At 61.2% G+C, this 16,404-nt stretch carries 17 protein-coding genes; 6 read left to right on the top strand and 11 right to left on the bottom strand.

What is annotated here, in order from left to right:
- The 4 genes from HX873_RS28800 to coq7 form a co-directional block, all read left to right on the top strand.
- Positions 1-678, top strand: a 678-nt coding sequence (locus HX873_RS28800) for a DUF805 domain-containing protein (protein ID WP_177123565.1), incomplete at its 5' end; no start/stop codon positions are given.
- Between the two features lie 62 nt (positions 679-740).
- A complete protein-coding gene (locus HX873_RS28795; protein ID WP_003210941.1) occupies positions 741-1,529 on the top strand; it encodes an SDR family oxidoreductase in 789 nt (262 codons plus the stop codon).
- 46 nt (positions 1,530-1,575) lie between these two features.
- Positions 1,576-1,914, top strand: a complete 339-nt coding sequence (locus HX873_RS28790; protein ID WP_003210943.1) for a histidine triad nucleotide-binding protein — start codon at positions 1,576-1,578, stop codon at positions 1,912-1,914.
- Between the two features lie 196 nt (positions 1,915-2,110).
- On the top strand, positions 2,111-2,758 hold the full coding sequence (gene coq7 / locus HX873_RS28785; protein ID WP_003210945.1) for a 2-polyprenyl-3-methyl-6-methoxy-1,4-benzoquinone monooxygenase: 648 nt from the start codon (positions 2,111-2,113) through the stop codon (positions 2,756-2,758).
- A gap of 64 nt (positions 2,759-2,822) precedes the next feature.
- Here coq7 and HX873_RS28780 read toward each other — a convergent pair whose 3' ends face one another.
- Positions 2,823-3,245 (bottom strand): OsmC family protein, encoded by a 423-nt coding sequence (locus HX873_RS28780; protein WP_003210947.1) that lies wholly within the window; start codon positions 3,243-3,245, stop codon positions 2,823-2,825.
- A gap of 250 nt (positions 3,246-3,495) precedes the next feature.
- Between HX873_RS28780 and crp the strand changes: the two genes are divergently transcribed.
- A complete protein-coding gene (crp, locus tag HX873_RS28775) occupies positions 3,496-4,140 on the top strand; it encodes a cAMP-activated global transcriptional regulator CRP (RefSeq protein ID WP_003210949.1) in 645 nt (214 codons plus the stop codon).
- Here the strand turns inward: crp and HX873_RS28770 are convergent.
- Genes HX873_RS28770 through HX873_RS28755 form a run of 4 tightly spaced genes read right to left on the bottom strand, consistent with a single transcriptional unit; the run spans position 4,137 to position 7,320 of the window.
- On the bottom strand, positions 4,137-4,832 hold the full coding sequence (locus tag HX873_RS28770; RefSeq protein ID WP_093204494.1) for a lipoate--protein ligase family protein: 696 nt from the start codon (positions 4,830-4,832) through the stop codon (positions 4,137-4,139). The two genes, crp and HX873_RS28770, sit on opposite strands and share 4 nt — an antisense overlap.
- Positions 4,833-4,834: 2 nt before the next feature.
- A complete protein-coding gene (trpC, locus tag HX873_RS28765; RefSeq protein ID WP_003210953.1) occupies positions 4,835-5,671 on the bottom strand; it encodes an indole-3-glycerol phosphate synthase TrpC in 837 nt (278 codons plus the stop codon).
- Entirely contained in the window at positions 5,668-6,717 is a 1,050-nt protein-coding gene (gene trpD / locus HX873_RS28760) for an anthranilate phosphoribosyltransferase (protein WP_003210955.1), read from the bottom strand. Before trpD ends, trpC begins: the two co-directional genes overlap by 4 nt.
- A gap of 9 nt (positions 6,718-6,726) precedes the next feature.
- Positions 6,727-7,320 carry an aminodeoxychorismate/anthranilate synthase component II gene (locus tag HX873_RS28755; RefSeq protein WP_003210957.1) on the bottom strand — a complete coding sequence of 198 codons (594 nt, stop codon included), beginning with the start codon at positions 7,318-7,320 and terminating at the stop codon, positions 6,727-6,729.
- 412 nt (positions 7,321-7,732) lie between these two features.
- Here HX873_RS28755 and estP point away from each other — a divergent pair, with 412 nt between their 5' ends.
- Complete coding sequence (gene estP, locus HX873_RS28750) at positions 7,733-9,655, top strand: esterase EstP (protein ID WP_177123564.1); 1,923 nt, start codon at positions 7,733-7,735, stop codon at positions 9,653-9,655.
- Between the two features lie 138 nt (positions 9,656-9,793).
- Here the strand turns inward: estP and trpE are convergent, their stop codons facing one another.
- From trpE to HX873_RS28720, 6 genes are all read right to left on the bottom strand, one after another.
- Complete coding sequence (trpE, locus tag HX873_RS28745) at positions 9,794-11,275, bottom strand: anthranilate synthase component I (protein WP_087694720.1); 1,482 nt, start codon at positions 11,273-11,275, stop codon at positions 9,794-9,796.
- A gap of 68 nt (positions 11,276-11,343) precedes the next feature.
- Positions 11,344-12,162, bottom strand: a complete 819-nt coding sequence (locus tag HX873_RS28740) for a phosphoglycolate phosphatase (protein ID WP_063026787.1) — start codon at positions 12,160-12,162, stop codon at positions 11,344-11,346.
- A complete protein-coding gene (gene rpe / locus HX873_RS28735; RefSeq protein ID WP_177123563.1) occupies positions 12,159-12,833 on the bottom strand; it encodes a ribulose-phosphate 3-epimerase in 675 nt (224 codons plus the stop codon). The genes HX873_RS28740 and rpe overlap by 4 nt, the downstream gene beginning before the upstream one ends.
- Before the next feature lie 83 nt (positions 12,834-12,916).
- On the bottom strand, positions 12,917-14,065 hold the full coding sequence (locus HX873_RS28730; protein ID WP_003210968.1) for an iron-containing alcohol dehydrogenase: 1,149 nt from the start codon (positions 14,063-14,065) through the stop codon (positions 12,917-12,919).
- A gap of 202 nt (positions 14,066-14,267) precedes the next feature.
- Positions 14,268-15,092, bottom strand: coding sequence for an ABC transporter permease (locus HX873_RS28725; RefSeq protein ID WP_003210970.1), 825 nt, complete (start codon positions 15,090-15,092; stop codon positions 14,268-14,270).
- A 13-nt stretch (positions 15,093-15,105) separates the two neighbouring features.
- Positions 15,106-16,338, bottom strand: a complete 1,233-nt coding sequence (locus HX873_RS28720; protein WP_003210972.1) for an ABC transporter permease — start codon at positions 16,336-16,338, stop codon at positions 15,106-15,108.
- Between the last annotated feature and the right edge of the window lie 66 nt (positions 16,339-16,404).

The following is a 16,404-nucleotide window of genomic DNA, read 5'->3' as shown; positions in this document are numbered from 1 at the left end:
GACTACACCCGCCCCGCCGCATCGCCTTACGCCCCGCCCCGAGCCGCGGTTGGCGAGAACCTGCCGGAGTTTTCCACCCTTAAGGTATTCACCGTCAACGGCCGGATCGGACGCCTGCGCTTCCTGGCGTGGACGCTGGTGCTGAGCGTGGTGATCCTCCTCGTCTCAAGCGTGTTCTTCACCGTCGGACTTGGTATCGCTGCGGTCTCTCCGACGATTGCCATGGTCATTGGCTTCCTGGTGGGGATTGCCATACTCGTGGCCGCTGTGTGGGTCAGCGTACAGATCACCGTGCAGCGCCTGCATGACCTGGGCTGGTCCGGCTGGCTGTGGTTCCTGCACCTGGTGCCCTTCGTTGGCAGCATCTTCCCGATCCTGCTGATGGTCCTCCCCGGTAACACGGGCGCAAACCAGTACGGCGCGCCACCACCGCGTAACTCCACTGCGGTGAAAATCCTCTCCGCATTGTGGCTCGCATTCATTCCGCTGGTATTTGCCGGCGCGGTGTTGGTGGGCATGAGCGGCTACCTGGATCAACTGGAAAGCGATGTAGGTGGCAGCTACGAAAGCAACTCCATCAACTCCGATGACGACAGCGACCAGGCCACCACCGTCGATGAAGTCGATGTGCAAAGTGCTGACGACACAGCCGAACCTGTAGACTCTACGCAACAGTGAAAAACGCCCGACGCCTGTGACGCCTCTGTCACAGGCCCGGTAGCGTTGCGATGGAGAAACGCATGACCCGTTACGCTCTGATCACCGGTGCCTCCAGCGGCATCGGCCTGGCCTTGGCCGAAGCACTGGCCCGTCGCGGCCGCAGCTTGATTCTGGTGGCCCGCCAGCGTGATCAGTTGGAAAGCATTGCAATCGAATTGACTCAGCGCTTCGGCGTCGAGGTGCTGTTCCGCGCCTGTGACCTGGGCGAGCCCCTGCGGCTCTCCGGGTTCCTGCTGGAACTGGAAGAAGGCGAGCGGCAGATCGACCTGCTGGTCAACTGCGCCGGCATCGGTACCAGCGGCCCGTTCCTGGCGCAGGACTGGATGACCGAGCAGGACCTGATGGAGGTCAACATCCTCGCCCTGACCCGCATGTGCCACGCACTCGGCAACGCCATGGCCCTGCACGGCGGCGGGCAGATTCTCAACGTCGCGTCGGTTGCCGCGTTCCAACCCGGCCCATGGATGAGCACTTACTACGCCAGCAAGGCCTACGTGCTGCACTTTTCCGAAGGCTTGCGCGAGGAACTGAAGACCTGCGGCATCAAGGTTTCCGTCCTTTGCCCCGGCCCGACCCGCACCGCATTCTTCGGCACCGCCCAAATGGACACCGCCAAGCTGGATCGCAGCCAACAGTTGATGAGCCCGGAAGAAGTCGCGCTCTACACCGTGCGTGCGCTGGCCAGGAACAAAGCCATCATCATTCCCGGCCGGCGTAATCGCTGGCTGGCGTTCAGCCCGCGCCTGAGCCCGCGCTGGCTGACCCGCAAGATTGCCGGCGCGATCAACAAGGCCTATTGCCCGCGCTGATCGCCTGAGTACACTCACCCTGCACTTTCATAATGGAGAAACAGCTGTGGATACTCTGTTCACCAAGATCATCAACAGAGAAATACCCGCGAAGATCATCTACGAGGATGACCAGGTCCTGGCCTTCCACGACATCGCGCCAATGGCACCCGTGCATTTCCTGGTGATTCCGAAAAAGCCGATCCGCACCCTCAACGACCTCACCGAGGAAGACAAGGCGCTGGCCGGGCATATCCTGTTCACCGCCCAGCGCCTGGCGGTTGAGCAAGGCTGTGAGAAGGGCTTCCGTGTGGTGATGAACTGCAACGAAGATGGCGGACAGACCGTTTATCACATCCACATGCATGTTCTGGGTCAACGCCAGATGAACTGGCCGCCGGGCTGAGCACTACCTGTGGCGAGGCAGCTTGCTGTGGCGAGGGAGCTTGCTCCCGCTGGGCTGCGTAGCAGCCCCAAAAACGAGAGCGCTGCGCACTCCAGCGCGAGCAAGCTCCCTCGCCACACAAGCAATTTGACCCAGCGCAAACGCTTCCCCCTCTCTTGCGGTAAACTGGCCGCCGAGATTCTTCCCGGAGGTCAGCATGACTACCCAACGTCACTACTCGCCGATTGATCGTCTGTTGCTGCAAGCCGATACGGCCATGCGCACGCTGCTGCCATTCAGCGGCCAACCGCACCGCCCGTCGCCCGCCATCGTGCGGCCCGAAGCGCAGATGAGCGAGACCGACACCCGCCACGTCGCCGGCCTGATGCGTATCAACCATACCGGTGAGGTCTGTGCCCAGGCGCTGTACCAGGGCCAGGCCCTGACCGCCAAGCTGCCGCAAGTGCGCGCTGCGATGGAACATGCCGCCGAAGAAGAAATCGATCACCTGGCCTGGTGCGAACAACGCATTCGCCAGTTGAACAGCCATCCGAGCGTGCTGAACCCGCTGTTCTACGGCTTATCGTTTGGCATTGGTGCGGTGGCCGGGCTGATCAGCGACAAAGTCAGCCTGGGTTTTGTGGCCGCCACCGAGCATCAGGTGTGCAAACACCTCAATGAACACCTCGAGCAACTGCCGGCTGAAGACGAAAAGTCCCGGGCGATTCTTGAGCAGATGCGCATTGATGAAGAACATCACGCCGAAAGCGCGCTGGACGCGGGCGGCTTCCGCTTCCCGGCACCGGTGAAATTTGGCATGAGCCTGCTGGCCAAGGTCATGACCAAAAGCACGTACCGCATCTAGTTTCAGCAGAAAACAAAAAAGGGCGCTATCAAGCGCCCTTTCTTTTTGCCTGCCGATTGAAGAATCAGCCCAACTCAATGATCTCGTAATCATGAGTGATGGCAACGCCCGCAGCGCCCAGCATGATCGAGGCCGAGCAGTACTTCTCCGCCGACAACTCGATGGCCCGCTTGACCTGGGCTTCTTTCAACGCCCGGCCCTTGACGACAAAGTGCATGTGGATCCTGGTAAACACCTTCGGGTCTTCGGTGGCACGCTCGGCTTCCAGGAATGCTTCGCAGCTTTCCACCGCCTGACGGGACTTCTTCAGGATGCTCACCACATCGAAATTGCTGCAACCGCCTACACCGAGCAGGAGCATTTCCATCGGGCGTACGCCCAGGTTGCGGCCACCGGCTTCCGGCGGGCCGTCCATGACCACCACGTGGCCACTGCCCGACTCACCGAGGAACATGGCTTCGCCCGCCCATTGGATGCGTGCCTTCATCGCCCAGACTCCACTGCTAAAAAAGGGTCGCCAGCTTAGCACAGCACTTTGGGCCGGCAGCGTTTCCCATGAAAGCGATCAACAGCAGGGTTTGCTGGGTAAATTCACTAATGAAGTCAGAATGTGTCTGTTAAGCTGGCGCCAAATCAATGGCGCATTGCCATCCATTGGATGATGTAGCTTAGCCGTTGATCGCGCTGGATAAAAAAACAAGCTCACCAACACCGTGCAGTCTTTTCGGGATACAACCATGGTTGCTATTACTCCCACACCCAAAATCAAGAACCTCGACAAACTGCTGATGCATTGTCAGCGCCGGCGTCATCCGGCCAAGCACAACATCATCTGCGCGGGCGAGCGCTCGGAATCCCTGTTCTTCATTATCAAAGGCTCGGTCACCATCCTGATCGAGGATGACGATGGTCGCGAAATGATCATTGCCTACCTCAATACCGGTGATTTCTTCGGTGAACTCGGGCTTTTCGAACAAGCCGGCAAGGAACAGCAACGCAGTGCCTGGGTGCGGGCCAAGGTCGAATGCGAAGTCGCCGAGATCAGCTATACGAAATTTCGCGAACTGGCCCAGCAGGATCCCGACATTCTGTACGCCCTGAGCGGCCAGATCGCACAGCGCCTGAGAGACACCACGCGCAAAGTCGGCGACCTGGCGTTCTTCGACGTCACCGGCCGGGTTGCCCGCTGCCTGCTGGAGTTGTGCAAGCAACCGGACGCCATGACCCATCCCGACGGGATGCAGATCAAGATCACCCGCCAGGAAATCGGGCGGATCGTCGGTTGCTCAAGGGAAATGGTTGGCCGTGTGCTCAAGGACCTGGAGGAACGCAACCTGGTGCATGTCAAAGGCAAGACCATGGTGGTCTTCGGTACGCGTTAAACCGGCAGGAAACTCGCAAGCATCTGACGGTACAACGTATCAAGCCGGGCAATCGCATCTGGCGCCGCAAAGGCTTCGTGCAGGGCGATGTGGCTTTCGGCGCGCACCCGTTGTTCCAGGCCGCACGCTTCATTGAAGCGATTGACCGCGGCGATCAATTCGACGCGATCGTCATCCAGCAGCAACGCACCATGCACCAACCCCACCGGGCGCCCGCCACTCTGGCGCCAGCGCTGGGCGGTACCGACCATTTTGCGACCATCAAGGTTGACGTTGTAGCGACCGTCGCAAAACGCACCGTCGATCTCGCCCACCGACGCGTTGCCACCCAACTCGATCAGCAGGTCGCAAATCGGCTGGCACAGACGCTGGTAGCCGGTTTCGATACGGCCCTGGTCACCTTCACTGCGTGGTGGCGCGTAGACCAACGCAATATTGACCGTGGCTGCCGACTGTGGAACCGGCTCACCGCCTGTTTCCCGCAGCAGCACCGGCCAACCGGCGTCTGCCGACACCTGGCTGGCGGTCTCGAATGCCGGAAGGCGGCTCAAACGACGAGGCATCACCAACGCTTGATCGCTGGGCTGCCAGAACAGCAGGCCGAACGGTTGCTCGCCGGCACAGACCGCGGCGAGCAAATCCTGCTCGGCCTTAAGGCCTGCCTCGACCGTCATCGCCACCGGCTGGGTCATCATCAATCCAGGGTCGAGCCACTGACGGCAACGCCACGCTCCGGGAAGAACAGGCGCTGCAATTCAGCCCCCGGGTTCTCGGCACGCATGAAGGTTTCGCCGACGAGGAACGAGTACACGCCGCTGATTTCCATCAGTTCCACATCGGCGCGATTGACGATGCCGCTTTCGGTGATCACCAACCGGTCGCGCGGGATGCGCGGCAACAGGTCGAGGGTGTTTTCCAGGCTGACTTCGAAGGTGTGCAGGTTGCGGTTGTTGACGCCCACCAACGGTGTGTCGAGGGTTTTCAACGCGCGTTCCAGTTCATCACCGTCGTGCACTTCCACCAGCACGTCGAGGCCGACGCTCTTGGCCACGGCCGCCAGTTCAGCCATTTTCACGTCATCCAGTGCGGAGACGATCAACAGCACGCAATCGGCGCCCAACGCACGGGCTTCGACGATCTGGTACGGGTCGACCATGAAGTCCTTGCGGATCACCGGCAGCGAACACGCCGCACGCGCTTGCTGCAGGTACAGGTCGGCACCCTGAAAATAGTCGATATCGGTCAACACCGAGAGGCACGTCGCGCCGCCCTTCTCGTAGCTTTTGGCGATGTCTTCAGGGATGAAGATCTCGCGAATCACGCCCTTGCTCGGCGAAGCCTTCTTGATTTCAGCGATAACGGCCGGCTGTTTTTCCTTGGCCTGCTTGATCAGCGCATTGGCGAACCCACGCGGTGCATCAGCGGTTTTCGCCAGGCCTTCCAGCTCAGCCAGGCTGACCCGGGCACGGCGCTCGGCGACTTCTTCTGCCTTGCGGGCCAGGATTTTTTCCAGAACGGTCGGAACACTCATCCTTCATTCTCCACTTTGAACACCGCAGTAAACGCACCCAGTTCTTCGAGCTTTTCGCGCGCCAGCCCGGTATGCAATGCATCATGAGCGAGGGCAACACCCTCTTTAAGACTGTAGGCGTGATCCGCGGCGTACAGCGCCGCACCGGCGTTGAGCACAATCATTTCTGCGGCTTTCTGGCCGTTTTCGGTCTTGCGGCGTCCCAGGGCATCGCGAATCAGTTCAAGGGAGGCGGCCGGGCTTTCTACCGCCAGGCCGTGCAGGCTCTGGCTTTTCATGCCGAGGTCTTCTGGCTCGACCCAATACTCGGTGACCTGGTCGTTCTTCAGCTCCGCCACGAAAGTCGGTGCTGCCAGGCTGAACTCGTCGAGGCCATCCTTGGAATGCACCACCAGCACGTGCTTGCTGCCCAGGCGCTGCAGGACTTCAGCCAATGGCCGGCACAGCGCCTGGCTGAACACGCCCACTACCTGATGCTTCACACCGGCCGGATTCGTAAGCGGGCCGAGCATGTTGAACAGGGTACGCAAGCCCAAATCCTTGCGCGGGCCGGCGGCGTGTTTCATCGCGCCGTGATGGGACTGGGCAAACATGAAGCCGATACCGACATGATCGATGCAGCGCGCCACTTGTACCGGGGTCAGGTTCAGGTAGATGCCTGCAGCTTCCAGCAAATCGGCGCTGCCGCTTTTACCCGACACCGCGCGGTTACCATGCTTGGCCACGGTGCAGCCGGCAGCGGCCACCACAAAGGAAGAAGCCGTCGACACGTTGAAAATGTTCGCACCGTCGCCGCCGGTGCCGACCACGTCGACCACGCCGTCGAGGGTCTTGAGTTCAACCTTGTCGGCCAGCTCACGCATGACCGACACAGCGCCGACGATTTCGTCGATGCTCTCGCTCTTCATGCGCATGGCCATCATGAACGCGCCGATCTGCGCGTCGGTGCATTGACCGGTCATGATCTCGCGCATCACATCGCTCATTTCAGCGGTGCTCAGGTCCAGATGGCCGACGATACGGCTCAGGGCAGTCTTGATATCCATGAAAAGTCCTTAGCGCGTGCCGCCGCTCTGCTTGAGAAAGTTAGCGAACAGCTCGAAGCCCTGCTCGGTCAAAATCGATTCCGGGTGAAATTGCACCCCTTCGACGTTCAGTGTCTTGTGACGCAGGCCCATGATCTCGTCGACCGAGCCATCCTCCAGTTGGGTCCAGGCCGTCAGCTCAAGGCACTCGGGCAGGGTTTCACGCTTGACCACCAGCGAGTGGTAGCGGGTTACCGTTACCGGCAGGTTCAAACCCTGGAATACGCCCTGGTCCTTGTGAAATACCGGGCTGGTCTTGCCGTGCATTACCTGGCGGGCGCGGACGACGTCGCCACCGAAGGCCTGGCCGATGGACTGATGGCCCAGGCACACGCCCAGGATCGGCAGCTTGCCGGCAAAGTATTGGATGGCTTCGAGGGAGATGCCCGCTTCGGTCGGCGTGCACGGGCCTGGGGAGACGACGATGCGTTCAGGGTTCAACGCGGCGATCTGGGCCACGGTCAATTCGTCGTTGCGCACCACCTTGACCTCGGCGCCGAGCTCGCCCAGGTACTGCACAACGTTGTAGGTAAAGGAGTCGTAGTTATCAATCATCAGCAACATGTGGGTTAAAACCTCTTGAATTCACTGACTTCTAATGACGGCCTTCCAAGGGAGTGACCCGCTGCCAGACGCACTTTCCGGTTGCCGGGGTTGGTCGGCAAGGGGCGTTTAACAGAGGGTGAAGAAGGCAAATCGGTACAGGTCCGGCGGGGCCGGTAGAGAAAAGTTAGGCGCGCCAACGCCAACGGGCGTGTGCCTTGACTACTCGCATCAAGAGTTTGCTGATGATCAACACGGGGAGGGTCTCATTCATACGTTCAGGCACAGTAACGTAGCCTCGCCAACGGTGCAATATCGAGCCGCAAATACGGGGGAAACTGCCCGACTGATAATTGGCGTCAAACTTTTCAGAACCCTTCCAAGGGCGCTACAGTCACAGTGCTGACAAAAAAACAAAATCATGGACGGACTCATGACCAAGATGCCCTATTTCACCCCCATCGTCGGCTGCCTCTTGGCGCTGGCATGCTCGCAAGCCTTCGCCGCGCCCTCGCCTTATTCGACGATGGTCGTTTTCGGTGACAGCCTGGCCGACGCCGGTACATTTGCCGACCCTGGCGCACCGGGCTCAACCTATCGCTTCACCAACCGCACCGGCCCGCAATACTTCGACGGCAGCGGCGAAAGCACATCGCTGATCTCCTCGACGTTATTGGGCGGCAAGCTGGGGGTTGCCCCGGGCGACCTGAATGCCTCGACCTCGCCGGAGCGTGCCGCGCTGGGCCAGCCAGACGGCAATAACTGGGCCGTCGGCGGCTACACCACCCAACAGATCTACGATGCCATCACCGGTAATTCCACCGTCACCGACAGCGACACCGGGCAGGTATTGCGTACACGTCCCGGATACCTGGCATCAACGGGGGGCCGAGCCGACCCCAACGCGTTGTACTTTCTCTCCGGCGGCGGCAATGACTTCCTCGACGGCCTGGTCCTCAGCCCCGACCAGGCCTCGGCCGCAGCCGGGCGCCTGGCCGACAGCGCCCAGGCGCTGCAACAGGCTGGCGCCCGTTATGTAATGGTATGGATGCTGCCGGACCTGGGCCTGACACCTGCCGTCAATGGCACCCCGCTCCAAGGGGCCGTCAGCGCCCTGGCCGGCGCGTTCAACCAGACCCTGGTACAGCGCCTGTCGCAAATCGATGCGCAGATCATCCCGCTGAACATTCCGTTGCTGCTCAAGGAAACCTTTGCCGATCCCGGGCGTTTTGGTTTTGCCACCGACCAGAACCTCAATCAGACCTGCTTCAGCGGCACCACCTGCAGGAATCCGGTGTATGGCGTCGGCGGCACCAATCCGGACCCGACCAAGCTGATTTACAACGACACCGTGCACCCGACCGAGGCCGGCCAGGTACTGATCGCCGACTACGCGTATTCACTGCTGGCAGCGCCCTGGGAAATCACCCTGCTTCCGGAAATGGCCCAAGGCACCTTGCGCGCCCATCAGGATTCATTGCGCAACCAATGGCAAGCCGACTCTGGTAGCTGGCAGGCCGTGGGCCAATGGCGGGCGATCGTCGACGCTGGCGGCCAGCACCTGGACTTCGATGATCAGAACAGCTCGGCCAGCGGTGACGGCAGCGGCTATAACCTGAACATCGGTGGCAGCTACAGGCTCAATGACGAGTGGCGGGTGGGTGTGGCAGCAGGCTTCTATCGCCAGAGTCTTGAGGCCGGCGCCAGCGATTCGGACTACAAGCTCAACAGCTACCTGGGCACCGCGTTCGCCCAATATCAGGAAGATCACTGGTGGGCCGACGCCGCATTGACCGGCGGCAAACTGGACTTCGATAACCTCAAGCGCAAGTTCGCCCTGGGCATCAGCGAAGGCACCGAGAAAGGCGACACCGACGGCTGGCTATGGGCATTGAGCGCACGGGTTGGGTATGACATCGCCGAGCCGAACAGCGAGTGGCACTTCTCACCCTTTATCAGCGCTGACTATTCGCGGGTCGAGGTGAATGGTTATTCGGAGAAAGATGCCCGTTCCACCGCGCTGACGTTTGATGACCAACAGCGCGACTCTAAGCGTTTGGGAATCGGATTACAAGCCAACTACCGCTTCACCCCGCAAACCCTGGTGTTTGGCGAAGTGGCCCACGAGCACGAGTTTGAAAACGATACGCAGCGAGTGGGCATGTCCCTCAACAGCGTGCCGGGGATTGATTTCAAACTGGACGGCTACACGCCACGCAGCAATTCGGATCGCTTGAACCTGGGGATTACCCACAAGGTGACCAAGGACCTGGCGTTGAACGCGGCCTATAACGTGAGAAAGGATGACAACTTTACCCAGCAAGGGCTGAGTGTCGGGGTGAGTCTGGATTTCTGACTCGGACTTGAAACTGACAAATACCAAATGTGGGAGCGGGCTTGCTCGCGAAAGCGGTGCGACAGTCACCTTATATATCGACTGATACACCGCCTTCGCGAGCAAGCCCGCTCCCACATTTTTGATCTACGTCTGACTTCAGCCCTGCGGGGTCTGCTCAGCCAACGCCACCGCGCGGAACATCGCCCGGCGCTTGTTCAGCGTCTCTTCCCATTCCAGGGCCGGTACCGAGTCGGCCACGATCCCGCCGCCCGCCTGCACATGCAGTTCGCCGTCCTTGATCACCGCCGTACGGATCGCAATCGCAGTGTCCATATTGCCGTTCCAGGCGAAATACCCCACCGCGCCGCCATACACACCCCGCTTCACCGGCTCCAGCTCGTCGATGATTTCCATCGCGCGAATCTTCGGTGCGCCGGACAAGGTGCCCGCCGGCAGGATCGCCCGCAGTGCATCCATCGCCGTCAACCCGGCCTTCAGCTCGCCGGTGACGTTGGACACGATGTGCATCACGTTGGAGTAACGCTCGATCACCATCTTCTCGGTGAGCTTCACCGAACCGATCTCCGAGACACGCCCGGTGTCGTTGCGGCCCAGGTCGATCAGCATCAAGTGCTCGGCGATTTCCTTGTCGTCGCTCAACAGGTCCTGTTCCAGCGCCAGGTCCGCCTCTTCGGTCGCACCGCGAGGGCGCGTGCCGGCAATCGGGCGCACGGTGATCAGGTTGTCTTCGACCCGCACCAGCACTTCCGGCGAACTGCCCACGACGTGGAAGTCGCCAAAGTTGAAGAAGTACATGTACGGCGTCGGGTTGAAACAGCGCAGCGCCCGGTACAAATCAATCGGCGCGGCCTTGAAGTCGATGGACATGCGTTGCGACGGCACCACCTGCATGCAGTCACCGGCAAGGATATATTCCTTGATGGTATCGACCGCACGCTCGTAGTCATCCTGGGTAAAGCTGGAGCGGAACACCGGGTCAGCCGCCGGTGGACGGCTGAGATCCAGGCCGCGACGCGGGGTGATCGGCTGGCGCAGTTTTTCCAGCAGCGCTTCCAGGCTCGCCTGGCCTTGCTCGAACGCATCGGCCTGGGAAGGATCCGCCAACACGATAGCGTGCATCTTGCCCGCGAGGTTGTCGAACACCACCACCGCGTCGGAAACCATCAGCAGAATGTCCGGCACACCCAACGGATCGGGGTTCGGGGATTTGCCCAGGCGTTTTTCCACGTAGCGCACGCAGTCGTAGCCGAAGTAACCCACCAGGCCGCCGTTGAAGCGCGGCAGGCCGGCGATGGTCGGCACGTTGTAGCGCGCCTTGAATTCCTCGACGAAGGCCAGCGGGTCTTCCACATCGTGACTTTCGATCTCGACGCCGTCCAGGGTGATGCTCACATGGTGATCATGTACCCGCAGCACCGTGCGGCACGGCAGGCCGATGATCGAATAACGGCCCCATTTCTCGCCGCCCTGCACCGACTCCAGCAGATAGGAGTTGGGCTCGTCGGCCAGTTTCAGGTAGATCGACAGCGGGGTGTCGAAGTCGGCCAGGGTTTCGCAGGCCATGGGGATACGGTTGTAGCCGGCAGCGGCCAAACGCAGGAATTCTTCGCGGATCATGAGGTGCCTCGTGGCTTGAGGGTCTAACGGTCAGGTGTGCAAACGTGCCGCAGCGCGGCGAGGATCAGTCAGGCGCGCCAACGCCAGCGGGCCAGGGCCTTGATGACTTTCATCCAGAGTTTGCGAGTGACCACCACGATGGGATTTCCAGAAGGGGATGGAACAGCGTCGGGCAACGTTATCTCAGCGCCCGTTCCCAAGCAACCGGGGATTAACAGGCGCAGGTCATCAATCACCAGCGCCGGGGATTCTTCGGCAATCGGCCGGCCATGGTTGTAGCCGTAACTCAAGGCCACGCACTTGACCCCCGCCGCTTTCGCCGCCAGCACATCACTGCGCGAATCGCCGACAAACAGCGATTGGGACGCCGGGATATTGGCCATTTTCATCACGAAGAACAGCGCGGCCGGGTCGGGCTTCTTCTGCGGCAAGGTATCGCCGCCGATGATCCAGCGGAAATACCGGCCGATCTTCATCTGGTCCAACAGCGGCGCGACGAAACGCTCCGGCTTGTTGGTGATCAGGGCCATTTCCACGCCCTGCTTGTGCAGCCATTTCAGGGTGTCGCGCACGCCGGGATAAACCACGGTGAGTTCGTGGCCGTTTTCGTAGGCCACGTTGAACAGCTCAAGCGCATGCTCGGCTTCCACCTCATCGACACCCTCGGCCTCGATGTTGTTGGCCAAGGCCCGACGCACCAGCATCTGCGCGCCATTGCCGACCCACTCGCGCACCGACTCGATACCCGCCGGCTTGCGCCCCAGCTTGAGCAGCATCTGGTCCACCGCCGCGGCCAGGTCCGGCACTGAATCGATCAACGTACCGTCCAGATCGAACATCACCAGCCGTGGCAGTTTGCCGGGGAACAGTTGCTCAAAGCCACTCATGGACGCGCCAGCGCCAGTTCTGCACGCATCTTGGCGATCACTTCCTGATAGTCCGGGGCATTGAAGATTGCCGAACCGGCCACAAAGGTGTCGGCACCGGCCGCGGCGATTTCGCGGATGTTGTTGACGTTGACGCCACCGTCGATCTCCAGGCGGATATCACGGCCCGACGCATCGATCAGCGCCCGCGCTTCACGCAGTTTGTTGAGGGTGCCGGGGATGAACTTCTGCCCGCCGAAGCCCGGGTTGACGCTCATCAGCAACACCATGTCGACTTTGTCCATCACGTACTCAAGCACGCTCAGCGGAGTGGCCGGGTTGAACACCAGGCCCGCCTTGCAACCGCCCTCGCGGATCAGTTGCAGGGTGCGGTCCACGTGCAACGTGGCTTCCGGGTGGAAGGTGATGTAGGTCGCGCCGGCTTCGATGAAGTCACCGACGATGCGGTCCACCGGGCTGACCATCAAGTGCGTATCGATAGGCGCGGTCACGCCGTATTTACGCAGGGCGGCGCAGACCATCGGACCAATGGTCAGGTTCGGCACATAGTGGTTGTCCATGACATCGAAGTGAACGAAGTCGGCACCGGCGGCCAACACCTTGTCCACTTCCTCGCCCAGGCGGGCGAAGTCGGCGGAGAGAATCGATGGAGCAATGACGAAGGGCTGCATGACGCACCTTTTTGAGCTAAATCACGATGGCGCGCATTGTATACCTCATGCTTTGCCGCGCGCACCGTGACCTCGCTCAATGGTTAATAAGCTGCCCGGTAGATTTTCTCGATATCCGCGGCGCTGAGCTTGCGCGGATTGTTGCGCATCAGCCGCTCGATCCCCGCCGCTTCTACCGCCATGGCCGGGATCGCATCTTCAGGCACACCGAAGCTGCGCAGGCCGGACGGAATCTCGACTGCGGCACACAGTCGCGTCATCGCATCGACGGCCTGGTCGGCGGCATCCACCGCACTCAAACCCGTGATATTCACGCCCATGGCCTCGGCAATCTCCTGCATGCGCTCCACACACGCCAGCTTGTTCCAGTGCATCACGTAGGGCAGCAGCAAGGCATTGCTTACGCCGTGGGCGATGTTGAAACGCCCGCCCAACGGGTAGGCCAACGCATGCACCGCGCCCACGCCGGCATTCCCGAACGCCATCCCGGCCATCAGGCTGGCGGTGGCCATGTCGTCCCGGGCCTCAAGGTTGGCGGGGTTGGCGTAGGCCTTGGGCAACGCCTTGGCAATCAGTTTGATCGCCCCGATGGCCAGTGCATCGGTGATCGGCGAGGCATTCAGCGACAGGTAGGATTCGATGGCGTGCACCAATGCGTCCACCCCACTGGCGGCGGTGACGCTGCGCGGGCAAGTCAGGGTCATCTGCGGGCTGATCAGGGCCACGTCCGGCAGCAGGTAATCACTGACGATGCCTTTTTTCAGTTGCGCGACCTTGTCCGACAGAATCGCCACGTTGGTCACCTCCGAACCGGTGCCGGCGGTGGTGGGAATCGCGATCAGCGGCGGGCCTTTGCGCGGCACCTGGTCCACGCCGAACAGGTCGGCCAGGGCGCCGTGGTAACCGGCGTAGGCCGCCACGCTCTTGGCGATGTCGATGGCACTGCCGCCGCCGACGCCGATCAGGCCGTCATGCCCGCCTTCGCGGTAGACGCGCATGCAGTCCTCGACGATGGCGATTTCCGGGTCGGGCAGCACGCGGTCGAAAATCTCGTAGGTCCGTTCGCCCAGGTGTTCCAGCGCCAGCGCCACGGTGCCGGATTTGACCAGTGCCGCATCGGTGACAATCAGCGGGTTGTCGACATCCAGCCGCGTCAGCTCGGCGGCCAGTTGCTCGATGGCGCCTGGGCCGGTGAGCAGTTTGTGGGCGATCTTGAATGAGGAAGTACTCATGTGCGCGGCCTCTTATCAGTTATGGGCTGGCACAAGATTAGCTGACTTGGGCTGGTTGTCTTGCATTCAGCTACTGAATAGACACAAACCCAATGTGGGAGCGGGCTTGCTCGCGAAGGCGGTAGGCCAGTCGATATCTCCGTTGACTGACACACCGCCTTCGCGAGCAAGCCCGCTCCCACATTTTGATCTCTGTTTGGCTTTAGACCTGGGCCGTACGCAGTTTCTCGCTACGCCCGCGCAGCCATTCCAGGGTCAGCAACAGCACCACCGAGAAGGCGATCAACAAGGTCGCTGCGGCGGCAATGGTAGGGCTGAGGTTTTCACGGATGCCGCTGAACATCTGCCGTGGCAAGGTTGCCTGCTCGGGCCCGGCGAGGAACAGCGTCACTACCACTTCATCGAACGAGGTGGCAAAGGCGAACAGCGCCCCGGAGATCACCCCCGGGGCAATCAATGGCAAGGTCACCCGACGAAACGCCGTCAGCGGTGACGCGCCCAGGCTGGCCGCCGCCCGCACCAGGTTATGGTTGAACCCCTGCAAGGTCGCCGACACGGTGATGATCACAAACGGCACGCCCAGCACCGCGTGCACCACGATCAGCGAGAAGAAGCTGTTGCCCAGGCCCAGCGGCGCGAAGAACAGGTAACTGGCCACACCGATAATCACCACGGGCACTACCATCGGCGAAATCACCAGGGCCATCACCAGCGCCTTGCCGGGAAAGTGCCCCCGGGTCAGGCCAATCGCCGCCAGCGTGCCGAACACCATCGCCAGCACTGTAGCCGCCGGAGCCACGATGATGCTGTTCTTCAGGGCGCGCATCCATTCCGCCGAACCGAAGAAATCCTGGTACCAGTGCAGCGAGAAACCTTGCAGCGGGTAGACCAGGAAACTTCCACTGTTGAACGACAGCGGGATGATCACCAGCACCGGCAAGATCAGGAACAACAGGATCAGGCCGCAGAGGATCCGCAAGCTGTAGAACCAGACCCGTTCCACGGGCGACATATAAGGGCTCAGCATCGCAACGGTCTCCTTAGCTCAGGCGCAGGCGGCTGGCGCCCACCAGCCAGTTGTAGATCAGGTACAGCACCACGGTGGCCAGCAGCAGCAAGCCGCCCAAGGCCGTGGCCATGCCCCAGTTGATGCTGGTGTTGGTGTAGAAGGCCACGAAGTAGCTGACCATCTGGTCGTTCGGGCTGCCCAGCAAGGCCGGGGTGATGTAGTAGCCAATCGCCAAAATGAACACCAACAAGCAGCCGGCACCAACGCCTGCGTAGGTCTGCGGGAAGTACACGCGCCAGAAGCTGGCGAATGGGTGGCAGCCCAGGGAGATTGCCGCCCGCATGTAGGTGGGCGAGATGCCTTTCATCACGCTGTAGATCGGCAAAATCATGAAGGGCAGCAGAATGTGCACCATGGAGATGTAGACGCCGAGCCGGTTGAACACCAGTTCCACCGGTTTATCGATCAGGCCCATGCCCATCAGCGCGCTGTTGATCAAGCCGCCGGACTGCAGCAACACGATCCAGGCCGCCACGCGCACCAGCACCGAGGTCCAGAACGGCAGCAGCACCAGGATCATCAGCAGGTTGCTTTGCCGCGCCGGCAAGTTGGCCAGCAGGTAAGCCAACGGATAGGCCAATAGCAGGCAGCACACGGTAATGACCAGACCCATCCAGAACGTACGGGCGAAGATATCGAGGTAGATCGCCTGGTCCGGGGTGGCCGGGGCGATTTCGCCGAGGTCGTCGATGCGGTGATCGACGGCGGCCAGCAAGTAGTATGGCGTGAGGCTGCTGGTGTTGCGCCGGATCGCCTGCCAGTACGCCGGGTCGCCCCAGCGTTCGTCGAGGTTTTCCAGCGCTTCTTTATAGGAGGCAGGCGCTTCGGTGAACGGCAGCGCCCGCGCGGTTTTCGTCAGCAGGCTGCGATAGCCCGCCAGCTCCATGTTCAAGCGTTTGGAGAGGTCGCCCAGGGTCGAGTTTTTCCGGGCTTCGCCCAGGTCCTCGCTGATGGCTTGATACACCGGCTCGCCGGGCAGGCCACGACCGTCCCAGGCCGTCACCGCCACCACCGTGCGCGGCAGGCCGCCCACCACTTCCGGGTTGCCGACGCTTTTGTAGAGCAGCGCCACAATCGGTACCAGGAACACCAGCAGCAAAAACACCACCAATGGCGCGATCAGGGCCTGGGCCTTCCAGCGGTTGAGCCGCTCGGCACGCGCCAGGCGCTGTTTCAGGGTGGGGCTGGGAATGGCGAGGGCCATGGCGAACTCCGGATCGTAAAAAAGAATGCAGACCTGTGAAGGCCCACACCTGTGGCGAGGGGGCTT

This window comes from Pseudomonas sp. P7758 (genome assembly GCF_013386485.1).
Lineage (GTDB): Bacteria > Pseudomonadota > Gammaproteobacteria > Pseudomonadales > Pseudomonadaceae > Aquipseudomonas.
The sequence above is the reverse complement of the archived record's forward strand: the minus strand, read 5'-3'. Positions and strand labels throughout refer to the sequence as shown.

What these genes read in the sequence shown, in the direction of transcription:
- HX873_RS28795 (WP_003210941.1), top strand. Translation starts at nt 741, where the DNA reads ATGACCCGTTACGCTCTGATCACCGGTGCCTCCAGCGGCATCGGCCTG.
- coq7 (WP_003210945.1), top strand. Translation starts at nt 2,111, where the DNA reads ATGACTACCCAACGTCACTACTCGCCGATTGATCGTCTGTTGCTGCAA.
- HX873_RS28780 (WP_003210947.1), bottom strand. Translation starts at nt 3,245, where the DNA reads ATGAAGGCACGCATCCAATGGGCGGGCGAAGCCATGTTCCTCGGTGAG.
- crp (WP_003210949.1), top strand. Translation starts at nt 3,496, where the DNA reads ATGGTTGCTATTACTCCCACACCCAAAATCAAGAACCTCGACAAACTG.
- HX873_RS28770 (WP_093204494.1), bottom strand. Translation starts at nt 4,832, where the DNA reads ATGACCCAGCCGGTGGCGATGACGGTCGAGGCAGGCCTTAAGGCCGAG.
- trpC (WP_003210953.1), bottom strand. Translation starts at nt 5,671, where the DNA reads ATGAGTGTTCCGACCGTTCTGGAAAAAATCCTGGCCCGCAAGGCAGAA.
- trpD (WP_003210955.1), bottom strand. Translation starts at nt 6,717, where the DNA reads ATGGATATCAAGACTGCCCTGAGCCGTATCGTCGGCCATCTGGACCTG.
- HX873_RS28755 (WP_003210957.1), bottom strand. Translation starts at nt 7,320, where the DNA reads ATGTTGCTGATGATTGATAACTACGACTCCTTTACCTACAACGTTGTG.
- estP (WP_177123564.1), top strand. Translation starts at nt 7,733, where the DNA reads ATGACCAAGATGCCCTATTTCACCCCCATCGTCGGCTGCCTCTTGGCG.
- trpE (WP_087694720.1), bottom strand. Translation starts at nt 11,275, where the DNA reads ATGATCCGCGAAGAATTCCTGCGTTTGGCCGCTGCCGGCTACAACCGT.
- HX873_RS28740 (WP_063026787.1), bottom strand. Translation starts at nt 12,162, where the DNA reads ATGAGTGGCTTTGAGCAACTGTTCCCCGGCAAACTGCCACGGCTGGTG.
- rpe (WP_177123563.1), bottom strand. Translation starts at nt 12,833, where the DNA reads ATGCAGCCCTTCGTCATTGCTCCATCGATTCTCTCCGCCGACTTCGCC.
- HX873_RS28730 (WP_003210968.1), bottom strand. Translation starts at nt 14,065, where the DNA reads ATGAGTACTTCCTCATTCAAGATCGCCCACAAACTGCTCACCGGCCCA.
- HX873_RS28725 (WP_003210970.1), bottom strand. Translation starts at nt 15,092, where the DNA reads ATGCTGAGCCCTTATATGTCGCCCGTGGAACGGGTCTGGTTCTACAGC.
- HX873_RS28720 (WP_003210972.1), bottom strand. Translation starts at nt 16,338, where the DNA reads ATGGCCCTCGCCATTCCCAGCCCCACCCTGAAACAGCGCCTGGCGCGT.